The 13,153-nt window shown below is 76.6% G+C and carries 13 protein-coding genes; 12 read left to right on the top strand and 1 reads right to left on the bottom strand.

Translation table 11 applies throughout. The annotated features are described in order from the left end of the window. Positions 1-136: 136 nt before the first annotated feature. The 12 genes from KG103_RS15715 to KG103_RS15660 all read left to right on the top strand — a co-directional run bounded on the left by KG103_RS15715 (position 137) and on the right by KG103_RS15660 (position 12,267). Positions 137-1,705, top strand: a complete 1,569-nt coding sequence (locus KG103_RS15715; protein WP_207339442.1) for a phage tail sheath family protein — start codon at positions 137-139, stop codon at positions 1,703-1,705. A gap of 38 nt (positions 1,706-1,743) precedes the next feature. Continuing rightward, positions 1,744-2,229: a phage tail protein gene (locus KG103_RS15710; RefSeq protein WP_207339441.1), complete on the top strand. Its 486-nt coding sequence runs from the start codon at positions 1,744-1,746 to the stop codon at positions 2,227-2,229. Continuing rightward, on the top strand, positions 2,226-2,696 hold the full coding sequence (locus KG103_RS15705; protein ID WP_207339440.1) for a hypothetical protein: 471 nt from the start codon (positions 2,226-2,228) through the stop codon (positions 2,694-2,696). Before KG103_RS15710 ends, KG103_RS15705 begins: the two co-directional genes overlap by 4 nt. A 7-nt stretch (positions 2,697-2,703) precedes the next feature. Then, the gene (locus KG103_RS15700; protein WP_207339439.1) at positions 2,704-2,877 is read left to right on the top strand and encodes a DUF6760 family protein; all 174 of its coding nucleotides are present in this window, start codon (positions 2,704-2,706) and stop codon (positions 2,875-2,877) included. Continuing rightward, positions 2,870-3,340 (top strand): phage tail protein, encoded by a 471-nt coding sequence (locus KG103_RS15695; RefSeq protein ID WP_249670629.1) that lies wholly within the window; start codon positions 2,870-2,872, stop codon positions 3,338-3,340. The genes KG103_RS15700 and KG103_RS15695 overlap by 8 nt, the downstream gene beginning before the upstream one ends. A 2,549-nt stretch (positions 3,341-5,889) precedes the next feature. Beyond that, positions 5,890-6,372 carry a hypothetical protein gene (locus KG103_RS15690; protein ID WP_207339438.1) on the top strand — a complete coding sequence of 161 codons (483 nt, stop codon included), beginning with the start codon at positions 5,890-5,892 and terminating at the stop codon, positions 6,370-6,372. Then, positions 6,369-7,034, top strand: coding sequence for a CIS tube protein (locus tag KG103_RS15685; protein ID WP_207339437.1), 666 nt, complete (start codon positions 6,369-6,371; stop codon positions 7,032-7,034). The genes KG103_RS15690 and KG103_RS15685 overlap by 4 nt, the downstream gene beginning before the upstream one ends. Next, a complete protein-coding gene (locus KG103_RS15680) occupies positions 7,031-8,785 on the top strand; it encodes a phage baseplate assembly protein V (protein WP_207339436.1) in 1,755 nt (584 codons plus the stop codon). The genes KG103_RS15685 and KG103_RS15680 overlap by 4 nt, the downstream gene beginning before the upstream one ends. Beyond that, a complete protein-coding gene (locus KG103_RS15675) occupies positions 8,785-9,222 on the top strand; it encodes a GPW/gp25 family protein (protein ID WP_242635201.1) in 438 nt (145 codons plus the stop codon). The genes KG103_RS15680 and KG103_RS15675 overlap by 1 nt, the downstream gene beginning before the upstream one ends. A gap of 1 nt (position 9,223) precedes the next feature. Continuing rightward, complete coding sequence (locus tag KG103_RS15670; RefSeq protein WP_207339435.1) at positions 9,224-11,179, top strand: putative baseplate assembly protein; 1,956 nt, start codon at positions 9,224-9,226, stop codon at positions 11,177-11,179. A gap of 45 nt (positions 11,180-11,224) precedes the next feature. After that, positions 11,225-11,764, top strand: a complete 540-nt coding sequence (locus tag KG103_RS15665; RefSeq protein WP_249670628.1) for a phage tail protein — start codon at positions 11,225-11,227, stop codon at positions 11,762-11,764. Then, positions 11,761-12,267, top strand: a complete 507-nt coding sequence (locus tag KG103_RS15660) for a hypothetical protein (protein ID WP_207339434.1) — start codon at positions 11,761-11,763, stop codon at positions 12,265-12,267. Before KG103_RS15665 ends, KG103_RS15660 begins: the two co-directional genes overlap by 4 nt. A gap of 52 nt (positions 12,268-12,319) precedes the next feature. Here the strand turns inward: KG103_RS15660 and map are convergent, their stop codons facing one another. Beyond that, positions 12,320-13,090: a type I methionyl aminopeptidase gene (gene map, locus KG103_RS15655; protein ID WP_207339433.1), complete on the bottom strand. Its 771-nt coding sequence runs from the start codon at positions 13,088-13,090 to the stop codon at positions 12,320-12,322. Positions 13,091-13,153 lie beyond the last annotated feature (63 nt).

Raw genomic sequence — 13,153 nt, 5'->3', positions numbered from 1 at the left:
ACGCGCTTGCGGAACCTCGGTAGCGATTACCGATGTCCGCGGGTCACCCGCCTGCCTAGCCTCACGACGACCCGCGACGGACCGGACCGGACCCACCGAGCGGCGGCGACCTCACGATCGAGAGAAGGACCCACCTGTGCCCACCTACACCGCGCCCGGCGTGTACGTCGAGGAGATCCCCTCGTCCCAGAAGGTGCTGACCTCGGCGCCCACCGCCGTGACGGCCTTCGTGGGCTTCACCGCGTCGGCACCCACCGACGACCCGGCCGACCCGCAGGGCCTGGCCCCGCGGCTGGTGACCAGCTGGACCCAGTACGAGGCGCTGTACGGCGGGTTCGTCGAGGGCGCGATGCTGCCGCTGTCGGTGTACGGCTACTTCCTCAACGGCGGCACGCAGGCGTACATCGTCCGCGTCCCCCACGCGGAGCCGTCGGGCAGGCCGGCGACGCTCGAGCTGCCCGCGGCGGACCGCGCGCTGGGGCTGCCCGTCGCCGTCGAGTCGGTCGAGCCCGACGCGCAGCTGTCCGTCGCGGTGCGCAGCGACGACGCCCCCGAGGACCTCGAGGGCCCGACGACGTTCACGCTGACCGTCCTCGACGGTGGCGAGGTCGTCGAGGAGCACCCGGGCCTCAGCCTGGGCGGCCCGCGCGACGCCGCCACCGTGGTCAACAAGACGTCCACGAAGGTGAAGCTGGAGATCCGCCTCGACGAGGCGACCGACCTGTCCAGCCAGCTCGAGCTGCTGCGCCCCGGCACCTACGACCTGCAGCAGGCCGAGCCGGTCAAGGTGCCGGTCACGGGCCGCAAGTTCGCCGGCTCGGAGGCCGCCCGCACGGGCATCAACGGCCTGGCGATCGCCGAGGACGTCACGATCGTGGCGGTCCCCGACCTGGTCACCGCCGCGACGCGCGAGGACGGCACGCTCGACCTCGGGCTGTGGAAGGCCGTGCAGACGGCCCTCATCGCGCACTGCGAGCAGCACGCCAACCGCATGGCGCTGCTCGACGCGCCCCCCGGGATGACGCCCCAGCAGGTCAAGGAGTGGCGCTCCGAGGTCGCGCAGTACGACTCGGCGTTCGCGACCATGTACTACCCGTGGATCAAGGTCGAGAACCCCCTCGGCTCGGGCGCGTCGGCGGAGATCGTCGTCCCGCCGTCGGGGCACGTCGCCGGCGTGTGGGCCCGCACCGACGAGACGCGCGGCGTGTGGAAGGCCCCGGCCAACGACACGATCCGCGGCGTCCTGGACGTCGAGCGCACCGTGTCGCAGACCGAGCAGGGCTTCCTCAACCCGGTCGGCGTCAACGCGATCCGCCCGTTCGGCACCCGCGGCATCCGCATCTGGGGCGCCCGGACCCTCACGTCGGACACCGACTGGCAGTACGTCAACGTGCGCCGCCTGTTCAACATGGTCGAGTCGACGATCCTCGAGGGCACCCAGTGGGCCGTCTTCGAGCCGAACGACGTGACCCTGTGGGAGGGCGTCAAGCGGACCCTCACCGGGTACCTGCACGGTCTGTGGCAGTCCGGCGCGCTGTTCGGGTCCACCGCCGAGCAGGCGTTCTTCGTCCGCTGCGACGAGACCACCAACACCCCGGAGTCCATCGACGCCGGCCGCCTCGTCGTCGAGGTCGGGCTCGCGCCCGTCAAGCCCGCGGAGTTCGTCGTGTTCCGCATCAGCCAGAACAAGCAGAGCGCGGCCTGACGGCCCGAGCCCGCCCCCCACCACCACAGGAGCACCCCATGGCAAGCAGCGGCACCGGCCTGTTCAGCGCCGACCCGATCGTCTCCCAGAACTTCTTCCTCGAGATCGACGGGCAGGTCGTCTCGGCCCTCATCTCGGTGTCCGGCCTCGACGTCGAGGTCGGCGTCGGCAAGGTCACCCAGATCGGCGCGGACGGCAAGAAGCAGCAGGTCAAGTTCCTCGGCCAGACCGTCGAGGTGCCGGACCTGCAGCTCACCCGCGTCGCCCCCGGCGACGTCACCAACGACCCGCTGTGGAAGTGGTTCAAGGCCGTGCGCGACGGCGGTCTGAGCGGGTCGCGCGACACCAACCGCAAGAACGGCTCCGTCGTGCTCTACGACGCCGGCGCCAAGGAGGTCGCGCGGTTCAACTTCTTCAACGGCTGGCCCAGCAAGATCTCGACCGACCAGCTCTCGGTCGACGGGTCGGACGCCATCAAGGAGACCGTCTCGCTGGTCATCGAGCGCCTCGAGAGGGTCAAGTGACCCTGCGCACCCGGTACGAGTTCACGCTCCCTCGCGGGTACGTCGACCGCGAGGGGGCGCTGCACCGGCAGGGCGTCATGCGCCTGGCGACGGCGCGCGACGAGCTCGAGCCGCTGCGCGACCCCACGATCAGCGGCCCGGACGACCCGCGGCTGACCGTCGTGGTGCTCGCGCGGGTCGTCGAGCGCCTGGGGGCGCTGGAGCTGGTGACGACGCACGAGATCGAGGGCCTGTTCGCCGCCGACCTGGCGTACCTGCAGGACTTCTACGGCGTCATCAACTTCGGCACCCCCGCCGAGGTCGAGGAGTTCCTGGCCGGCCAGGACGACGTGGCCGCCGTGGCCCCCGCGGCGCCCGCCGCCGTCGAGGAGCCGACCCCGGCCGCCGACGTCCCGGACGCGGGCTTCGTGCCGTCCGCGCGTCCGGCGCGCTCGGCGATCGAGGAGCTCCCGGCCGAGACCCGGTGAGCGGACGGTGCTGCGCTACCCGGTCGACGCGGTCTGGCAGGAGATCGCCTACCTGGCGTACCACCTGCACTGGCCGCTCGACGACCTGCTGGACCTCGAGCACCTCGACCGGGTCCGCATGGTGCGGGCGGTCGCGGCGATGAACGAGCAGGCGTGGGAGGCGGTGCGCGACAGTGTCTGAGCAGACGCCCCTGGGCGGTGGTGTGCCGACGACGTCCGGCAGGTTCCTGCTGGAGGTCGACGGCGTGGAGATCGGCACGTTCCGCGAGGTGCAGGGCCTGCGCCTCGACGTCGACGTCGTCGAGCACGTCGAGGGCGGCCAGAACGGGTACGTGCACCAGCTGCCCGGCGTGATGCGCTGGCCGCACCTGGTGTTCACGCGCGGCATGGTGCAGTCCGACGCGCTCTTCGGCTGGGTGCAGCGGTCCTCCGGGCAGGGCTTCGCCGGCAACGGCGACACCCTCACGCGCGCCACCGGCGCCGTGACCGTCCTCGACGACCGGGGCAACCGCATGCGCTCGTGGGAGCTCGACGGCGTCTTCGCCGTGAGCTGGACGGGCCCGGCGCTGTCCGCCGACTCCGACGCACCCCTGACCGAGTCCCTCGAGGTCGCGCACCACGGGTTCCGCGCGGTGACGCGGTGACGGGCCCGGGCGCTCCGCGGCCGACCCCGGCGACCCCGCTGGGCGCCGCCGTCGCGCAGCGGTGGCGGCGGCCCGGCCCCGTCGGCCGGGCGCGCCCCGCCGCGATCGGGTCGCTCGCGTCCGCCGCCGTGCGGTTCGCGGCCGGCACCGGACGCCCCGTGGCCGTGCGGCGCGCGCTCGCGGGCCCCGCCGCCGCGCCCGCCCCGGTCCGCGTGGTCGACGACGTGCGTCCGCCCCGCTGGTGGTCGCCCGGCCTGGCCGCCGAGCGTCGGGCACGCGCCGCGCAGGACGCCGGCGTCGTCGCCGCTCTCGGTGGCCGCCCGCGTGGCCTGCCGCGTTCGGCGGACCGGCTGCCCGACGAGCGCGGCCACCGCCCCGGCGCGGTCCAGGCACGCCTCGCGCCGCGCGTCGTGCCGATGCGCCTGCCCGACGCGGTCCGCGCGGTCGGCACCATGACCACCCCCTCCGACGTCGCCCCACGACGCCGGACCGCCCGGGGCCGCCCGGGGCCGACCACGGCGCCGCAGCAGCCGTCTCCCGGCCGTCCCGCGCCGGGCGCTGCGGCGCCGACGAGCCCGACGGTCCCCGGCAGCGCCGCTGCCCCCTCCGGTCGCCCCGGTCCCGGGGGTGCGCTGGTGCGCCGCCAGGTCCACGCGGGTGCCGCGGTGCGCCGCCACGCGGCTGCGCGCGCCGAGCGCGCGTCCGAGGTCGCGCGCCGGTCCGTCACCGAGCGGACTGCAACCGAGCGGACTGCGACCGAGCGGACTGCAACTGAGCGCCCTGCGACCGGGCGCACCGCGACCGGGCGCACCGCGACCGGGCGCACCGCCGCCGACGGCACCGCGGGCCCCGCCGCGCGGGAGCCCGGGCGGCCTCCCGCCGCCGGCGCGAGGCCGGAGCGACCCCTCGCCGACCGACCCCTCGCCGGGGGTGCGGGTGCGACGGGCGGGCCGACCGGGTCGCCCGCGCCCGCCCACTCCTCCCCGGGCGCCGGCGAGCAGCCCGGACGGGTCGGGACGCTGCACCGACCTCTCGCAGGACCCCGCGCCGGCGCGGTGCGCCACCCGGCAGCCGGTCTGCCGACCGCGACGGCTGCCCTCGCCGGGCCCGTGCGCCGCGCCGCGCTGGCGCTGCGCGGGCCGCGCGACCTCGACGTGCGTGTCTCCGTCCCCGGCACGACCCTCTCGGGTCGCGGGCCCGTCGCTGCGGTGCGGCGGTGGGCTGCGGAGACCCGCTCCACGACGGCATCCGACCGGACCGGCCTGTCGGTGCCGGCGTGGCCCGCTGCGGTCGGGTCTCCGGCGTCACCGTCCGCCGCGGGGGCCCCGGGCCGTCGCGACCCCGCCCTGCCCCCGGCGTCGGGCGCCGTCGACCGCGGACGCGTCCTGACGGGTCGCCCGGGCGTGCCCGGATCCCTGGCGGGATCGTCCGACGCAGGCTCCCTGGCCACCGCGTCGGCGATGCCCGGCGCGCACGGCATCGGCCCGGTCGCGTCCGGGCGCAGCGCCGGGCGGGTGCCGGGCGCCGGCCACCGGCGCGGCCTCGTGCGGCGCTCGGCCGGGCTCGGCACGGGTGCGCCCGCGCTGCCTGTCGGGCGTCACGGCACCGCCGCCCACCCCTCCCTGCGGGCGGCCACCCGCACACCGGCCACCGGCGCCCGGGCAGGAGCCCGTCCCGTCGGGCCCGTCGCCCCGGGCATCGCCCCGGCAGCCGGACCGGCCGTCGGGTCGCGCCCCGCCGCGGGCGCCCAGGACGTGCAGCCGAGCACCGTGCGCCGGTCGCTCGCCCCCGCAGCACCGGCCGTCGCCGCCGCGGCCCGCGCCCCGCAGGCCGCGACCCACGTCATGGTGCCGGCCGCTGTCTCGCGGCCGGGCGGACCGGCGCGACCCGGTTCGGCGGGACCCGGCTCGGCGCAACCCGGTTCGACGGGACCCGGTTCGGCGGGACCCGGCGCGGCACCCGTCCCGACGTCCCGTGCCGCGACGCCCGTGTCGGTACCGCCTGCCGCGACGCCCGCGTCGGCACCGGCCACCGCGAGGTCCGTCGCGGCTCCGCTCGCCGCGGCCTCCGCCGCACCGCGCGCGACGTCCGCACCGGCCCGTGGCACACCCGTCGGCACCGGCGGCGACCCGCACGGGCACGCCGGGTCGGCACCCCGACCGGCGCCCACCGGAGGAGCGGTGCGACGCTCCGTCGTGCGCGCCGGCGGTCCGGCGGCTCGCACGCCCGCTGTCGCGTCGCTGCGGGGGGCCGGGGAGCTCGCCCGTGCGGTCCAGCCCGTCGGGGTCCGCGCCACCGCGCCCGCCGGCGCGCTGCGCACGGCCGTCGCCGCACCGGTACTCCCTGCCGTCGCGCGCCGGGGCAGCGGGTCGGCCGCCGCGCTCCTCGCGTCCGGTGGCGGCCCCGGGCGCGCCGGGGCACCGGTCCCCGGGCTCGGGACGTCCGTCGCCCCGCTCGGCGCGCCGAGCACCCCCCGTGGTCGGGGACTGCCCGGCGCACCGGCGGTTCCCGCGGTCCCGCACCCGACGTCGCACGGGGCACGGAGCCGCGTGCCCACCGGTCGCGCAGCGGCGGGTGGCCCGTCGACGTCCGGGGCGCACGCGACCGTCGCCGGCGCCCTCACACCCGCCCCGGCGTTCGCCGCGGCGGGCGTCGTCCGACGCCTGACGGTGCTGCCGCCGCGCACGGTCGTGCGCCACGACCCCGTCACCGCACCGCCCACGGCACCCGCGTCCGGCGGGCTCCCGCCCGCGGCCACCCGCGGCGCGCCCGGTGCCGCCCCTGCCACCCCCGCCTCGGCCGCGGGCGCCACCGTCGTCCGGCGGTGGCTGCCGCCGGCCGGCCAGGAGAGGACCCCCGTGCACGACGAGGTACGCCCACCCCACGCGGACGTCGAGCGCCGGCTGCGCGCCGAGCTGACGTCGTGGCTGGAGCACGAGCTCGACGACCGCGTCGTGCGGCTCGTCGAGGAACGGCTGGCCGAGCAGGACGAGAGGCGCACCTGGCGCCGGACGCGGGAGGTCTTCTCATGACGGCGACGACGGCCCCGGTCAAGGCGTTCCTCGAGATCGAGGGCGGGCAGAAGGTGCCCTGCCTGTTCAACCCGGCGCAGCTGCAGCTCACGCGGGAGAACCACTGGGTGGGCGACCCGCGCCCGGGCCGCGGCGTGCCCCGGCTGCGGTACGCCGGGTCGTCGTCCGGCGTGCTCAGCGTCGACCTGTTCTTCGACACCACGCACGACGGCACCGACGTCACCCGGCACACCGGACGCCTGCTGGAGCTCATGGAGGTCGACCCGTCGCTGCCGGGTGCGGACGAGGCCACGGGCAACGTCCGCCCGCCGACCGTCACGTTCCACTGGGGCGACCTGCACTCGTTCACGGCGGTGGTCGCGGCCCTCGAGCTGACGTTCACGTACTTCTCCGCGTCGGGGACCCCGCTGCGGGCCCGGGCGGGGCTGGAGCTGCGGCAGTACGAGCCGTCGCGCGCGTTCGGCCCGCAGAACCCCACGTCGGGCACGCCCCAGCCGCACCGCGTCCACCGGGTGCAGGCCGGCGAGACGCTGGACCGCATCGCCGCGCAGCACTACGGCGACCCGACGCGGTGGCGTGCGCTCGCGCAGGCCAACGGCATCGACGACCCGCTGGACCTGCGCCCCGGCACCGTCCTGTCCGTCCCGCGGGGTGACGCGTGAGCACGGACGTCGGGACCGCCCGGCTCAACCCGCTCGTGCACACGTCCTTCGACGTGCGCCTCGGTGGGCGCGCGCTGGGCGTCACGGAGCTCGACGACCTGCTCGACGTGCGGGTGCAGCGCGGCGTGCGGACCGTCGGCCGGGCGTCGCTGACGTTCGTGGACCGCGGGTACCGGCTGGTGACCTCGCGCCTCGCGATCGGGCAGGACGTCGAGGTGCGCGTCGACGGCACGGCCCTGTTCACCGGGACCGTCACGGCGCTGGGCACCCGCGCGGACGACCGCGGCAGCACCACCACCGTCACGGCCCACGACGGCGCGTACGCGCTGACCACCGACGCGGGGGTGGTGGCGCGCGCCAACGTCGACGCCTCCCAGGTGGTCGCCGAGCTGGCCCGCGCGGCCCGTCTGACCGTCCAGGGCTGGCCGGTCGCGCGCACCGAGCCGTGGCACCTGCAGGCGGACTCGCCGCTCGGGCTGGTCGACGAGCTCGCGGTCGCCTCCGGGCTCGACTGGGTGGTCGACGGCACGACGCTGCGCGTGTGGCGGCGGGCCGACGGCACCGCGTCCGGGTCGCGCCGCCCGCGCCTGACGGTCGGCGTGGACCTCGAGGAGCTGTCCGCGCGCCAGGTGGGACGTCCCGACGCGACGTACGTCGTGCAGGGCTGGGACGCCGCGACCACGACGTCCGTGCGCGCCACCGCCGACGCACCGGCGCCGCGCGCCGGGTTCACCGCCCGGGTGGACGCCGGGGGCGCCACGCCGCAGATCCAGGTCGGCGGGCTGCAGGTGCGTTCCGCCGAGGAGGCGCGGGTGCGCGCGCAGGCCGTGGCCGCCCGGCACGGCCGCGTCGAGGCGCAGGGGCGCGGCCCGCTGCTGCCCGAGGTCGTGCCCGGTGGCGAGGTCGAGGTCGTCGAGGGCGGCCCCCTCGACGGCACGTACTACGTGCAGGAGGTCGAGCACCGGTTCGACGGTCGCGCCTCGCGCACGACGTTCGTCGCGGGCGACCGTGAGCCGGTCCGCCTGGGCGGCGCCACGGGGGAGCGGGCCGTGCGGTCCGCGCGGCACACCGGGCTCGTCGTCGCGACCGTCAACAGCACCGACGACCCGGACCGCCTGGGTCGCGTGCGCGTCACGTTCGTGACCGCGTCGGACCGCACGTCGTCCGACTGGGCCCGCGTGCTCGCGCCCGGCGGCGGCAGCGCGGGCGGCATGGTCCTGCAGCACGAGCCGGGGGACGAGGTGCTCGTCGCGTTCGAGGGCGGCGACGTCAGCCGGCCGGTCGTGCTGGGCGGGCTGCACTCCGCGCAGGCGCTGCCGCCGCAGACCGTGCGCGCCCAGGGTGGTCCGCGCGTGCGGGCCCTGCACTCGCGCCACGGTCAGCGCCTCGTCCTGGGCGACGGCGAGTCGGGTGACGACGCGTACGTCGAGCTCGCGCTGGGCGCCGCCGGTCACGGGCTGCGGATCTCGCAGCAGCGGGCGGTCCTCGAGGTGGGGCAGGTCCCGCTGCGCATCGTCGCCGGGTCGTCGTCGATCGAGCTGGACGGCACGGGCAAGGTCACCGTGCGCGGCACCGACGTCGCGGTGCAGGCGGACAACGAGCTGCGGCTGAAGGGCACGACCGTGAGGATCGAGGGCACCGCCAAGGTCGAGGTCACGGGCGCGCAGGTCGCGCTCAAGGCCAGCGGCACCGCCGAGGTCTCCGCGTCGGGGCCGACGAAGGTCGTGGGCAACCCGGTGGCGATCAACTGATGAGCGACCTCCAGCACCCGTCGGCGCGCATGACGGCGGCCGCGGACTTCGTCGGCCGCGGCTTCGCCTGGCCCTTCGCGGTCGACCACACCGGGTCGATCGCCATGACCGACGGGACCGGTGACGTCGAGGACGCCATGCGTGTCGTCCTGCTCACCGCCCCCGGCGAGCGCCTCATGCGCCCCGCGTTCGGCTGCCGCATCTGGGACCTGCTCTTCGAGCCGATCACCCCGAACCTCGTCGGGCTGGTGCGCCAGGCCGTGCGCGACGCGCTGGCCCAGTGGGAGCCGCGGGTCGACGTCGAGGACGTGCGTCCCGTGCAGGACCCCGGCGAGTCCGGCCTGCTCCACATCCAGATCGACTACCGCGTCCGGTCCACCAACGACCGCCGCAACCTGGTCTTCCCCTTCTACGTGATCCCCCGCGAGGACTCCTGACATGCCGCCGCTCGACCCGCCGAACCTCGACGACCGCCGGTTCCAGGACATCGTCGACGAGACCAAGCGCCTCATCCCGCGCTTCACGCCCGAGTGGACCAACCACAACCTGTCGGACCCCGGCGTCGCGCTCGTCGAGCTCTTCGCGTGGGTCGGGGAGATGGTGCTGTACCGCGTCAACCAGGTGCCGGACCGCATGTACGCGCACTTCCTGGAGCTCGTCGGCGTCGAGCCGTTCCCCCCGTCGGTGGCGCGCACGCGGCTGACGTTCCTGCTGGCCGCACCGGCCACCGAGCCCGTGGTGGTGCCCGCGGGCACCACGGTGTCGACCGTGACGGTGGGGGGCCAGGACGCCGTGGTGTTCGCGACGTCCGCCGAGGCCGTCGCGGTCCCGCCCGTGCTGGTCGCGGCGCGGACGGCCGGGCCCGACGGCGCCGCGTCCACCGACGCGTGGGAGGCGCTGCAGGTGCCCGGCGAGTCCGTGCGCTGCTTCCCGTCGTCACCGATCCGCGACGGCGACGCGCTGTACCTGGGCTGCACCGGCCCGCTCGCGGACCTGGTGCTGCGCCTGGACGTCACCGCGCACGCCGAGGGCATCGGCGTGGACCCGACCCGGCCGCCCCTGGCGTGGGAGGTGTGGAGCGGTGAGGCGTGGGTGCCCACGGTCGTGGACGACGACACCACGGGCGGGCTCAACCGCGACGGCACCGTCACGCTGCTGGTCGGCGACCGGCACGCGCCCCTGACGATCGGCGGCACGACCGCGTACTGGCTGCGGGCGCGGCTGCTCGACCGCGCCGACGGCCGCCCCGCGTACCAGGCGTCCCCGCACGTGGGCTCCGTGCAGGTGCGCACGGTCGGCGTCGGCGTGCCCGCGGAGCACGCGCAGGCGATGCCGGCCGAGGTGCTGGGGCGGTCCGACGGGCGCCCGGGCCAGCGGTTCGCGGTGTCCGCCGCACCGGTCGCCACGCGGCGCCCGGACGAGCGCGTGGTCGTCGTGGACCGCACCGGCGCGACCGAGTGGGACGAGGTCCCCGACTTCTCCGCCTCCGGCCCGGACGACCGGCACGTCGTGTGGGACTCCGCGACGGGTGAGGTGCGCTTCGGCCCCGCCGTCCGCCAGCCCGACGGCCGCACGCGCCGGCACGGCGCCGTCCCGCCGGACGGTGCGCAGGTGCGCGTCACCGGCTACCGGACCGGCGGCGGGTCGCGCGGCAACGTCGGTGCCCGCACGCTGACGTCGCTGCGCACCGCGCTGCCGTCGGTGCGCTCGGTCACCAACCTGGTCCCGGCCACGGGTGGCGTCGACGCCGAGACGGTCGAGGAGGCCAAGGTGCGCGGGCCGCTGGCGCTGCGCGCGGGGCAGCGTGCGGTCACGGCGTCGGACTTCGAGCAGGTGGTCCGGCAGGCGTCCGTCGAGGTCGCGCGGGCCCGGTGCCTGGTCGTGCCTCCCGACGGGCCGGTGCGACCGGTGCACGTGCTGCTCGTGCCGCAGGTGCGCACGGACCCGCGCAGCCACACGATCGACGACTTCGTGCTCTCCCCGCGGCTGCTCGACACCGTCGCCGCCGAGCTGGACCGGCGCCGGACCGTGGGGGTCTCGGTGGGGCTGGGGGCGCCGTACTACCACGGGGTGTCCGTCGCGGCGCTGGTCCGGGCGGTCCCCGGGCGGCCCGCGCAGGCCGTGCGCGAGCGCGTCGTCGAGGCGCTCACGCGGTTCGTGCACCCCCTGGTCGGTGGTCCGCAGGGCACCGGTTGGCCGTTCGGCCAGACGCTCACCGCGACGGCTGTCGCGCAGGTCGTCGAGGGCGTCGACGGCGTCCTCGGCGTCGACGAGGTCACGCTGTTCGGGTACGACCTGCGCAACGGGCGGCGCGTCGGCGAGGGACGGGAGTCCCTGACGATCGACGCGGACACGCTGCTGCTGTCCGCCGGGCACCGCGTGGTCGTGCGATGACGGCGGTGCTGACGACGGCGGTGCCGACGACGGCGGGGGTGGACCGTGGGACGCGCTGACGACTGGCTGCTGGCGCAGCTCCCCGGCGGGATGGTCGCGGAGGACTTCTTCGCGCGCTTCGTGCGGATCTTCCAGGCCGAGGCGGAGACGCTGCTCGCCCACCCGGACTCCCTGCCGCACCTCGCGGACCCGCGGCTCGCGCCGCCGGAGATGGTCCGGTACCTGGCCCGCTGGATCGGCCTGCCCGGTCTGGACGCGGACCTCCCCGACGACCTGCAGCGCGACCTGCTCGTCGCCGGCGCGGCCGCGCTGCCGTGGCGGGGGACGGCCCACGGGCTGCGCCTGCTGCTGGAGGGGTACACCGGCGGGCCGGCGCGGGTCGTGGACGGCGGTGGTGTGCACCCGCTGGGCGAGGAGCCGGACGACGACACCGCGTGGGTGCGGCTCGAGGCCACCACCCCGGGGCGGTTGACGCAGGACGAGCTGGTCGAGCTGGTGCGTGCCGAGGTGCCGGCGCACGTGCGGGTCGAGCTGGTGGTGGGCGGTCGCACGGTGTGGCCGCGACCCGAGGAGGGGTCCCGATGACCGAGGTGGTCCGTGAGCCGGTGCTGCCGGCGCGTGCGGGTGCGGCGGGAGGCACCCTGACCGTGTGCCCCGAGTGCGGCACACGCACGGCGCTGGACCTGCTGCGCCGTGACGCGTCCGGGTTCTGCCCGCAGTGCGACTTCCCGCTGTTCTGGGCCGACCGTGGCGGCGCGGGGGCGCCCCACGGGGACACCGACCCGGGCGCCGTGCGCCGGTCGCCCGGCGTCGAGGGCGAGGTCGCGGACGTCGTCGTCGTCTGCCACGGCTGCGGGGAGCACAACGGGCACACGCGCGGTCCGTGCGTGCGGTGCGGCGGGGACCTGACGCCGCCGCAGGCGCCGCTGCTGCTGCCGCCGCCCCCGGCGCCGGAGCCCGCGCCCGTGGTGGTCGAGGTGCCCGTGCCGGTGCCGTGCGGGCACCCCCGCACGTGGGTGGTCGCGCTGGTGTCCGGCCTGCTGGGTGCCGGTGCGGCGTTCGTGGCGGCGATGCTGCTGCTCGGCTGACCGTCGGGACCTCGCCGCAGCCCGTCGGGACGGCGAGGGCGGCGGGGCGGCCTCAGCGCGGGAGCGTGAGGATCTCCGCGCCGTCCTGCGTGATCGCCACGGTGTGCTCGCTGTGCGCGGTGCGGCAGCCCGTCGCGCTGCGCAGCGTCCAGCCGTCGGGGTCCGTGACGAGCCGGTCCGTGTCCGCCATGACCCACGGCTCGAGGGCGAGCAGCAGGCCGGGACGCAGCGGGTAGCCACGGCCGGGACGGCCGGTGTTGGGCACGTGCGGGTCCTGGTGCATGGTCGTGCCGATGCCGTGCCCACCGAACTCGGTGTTGACGGGGTACCCGGCGTCGGTGAGCACGGTGCCGATGGCGTGCGAGAGGTCACCGACGCGGGCCCCGGGCCGCGCGGCGGCGATGGCGGCGGCCAGCGCGCGCTCGGTCGTCTCGATGAGCGCGACGTCGGCGGGGTCGCGCGGCGTGCCCACGACGAAGCTGATCGCGGAGTCCGCGGCGATCCCGCGCAGCGACACCGCCAGGTCGAGCGTCAGCAGGTCCCCGTCGCGCAGCGCGTAGTCGTGCGGCAGGCCGTGCAGGACGGCGTCGTTGACGGCCGTGCAGATGTAGTGGCCGAACGGGCCGCGGCCGAACGACGGCGCGTAGTCGACGTAGCAGGACTGCGCACCGGCGTCGACGATCATCTGCTGCGCCCACCGGTCGATCTCCAGCAGGTTGGTGCCGACCGTGGCGCGGCGGCGCAGCGTCTGCAGGATCTCGGCGACCAGGGCTCCCGTGTCCCGGGCACGGGACACCTCGGAGGGGCTGAGGATCTCGATCACGTGTCAGTCCTTCTCGGCCGTGCGGCGCGACGCGTGGTGCCACGCGTGCGCCCCATCCTCTCC

The organism is Cellulomonas wangleii (assembly GCF_018388445.1).
GTDB classification, from domain to species: domain Bacteria; phylum Actinomycetota; class Actinomycetes; order Actinomycetales; family Cellulomonadaceae; genus Cellulomonas; species Cellulomonas wangleii.
This window is presented reverse-complemented; position numbering and strand designations above follow the sequence as displayed.

Bases quoted from the DNA above. Each gene is read 5' to 3' on its own strand.
- KG103_RS15710 (WP_207339441.1), top strand. From the start codon at position 1,744: ATGGCAAGCAGCGGCACCGGCCTGTTCAGCGCCGACCCGATCGTCTCC.
- KG103_RS15685 (WP_207339437.1), top strand. From the start codon at position 6,369: ATGACGGCGACGACGGCCCCGGTCAAGGCGTTCCTCGAGATCGAGGGC.
- KG103_RS15675 (WP_242635201.1), top strand. From the start codon at position 8,785: ATGAGCGACCTCCAGCACCCGTCGGCGCGCATGACGGCGGCCGCGGAC.
- KG103_RS15670 (WP_207339435.1), top strand. From the start codon at position 9,224: ATGCCGCCGCTCGACCCGCCGAACCTCGACGACCGCCGGTTCCAGGAC.
- KG103_RS15660 (WP_207339434.1), top strand. From the start codon at position 11,761: ATGACCGAGGTGGTCCGTGAGCCGGTGCTGCCGGCGCGTGCGGGTGCG.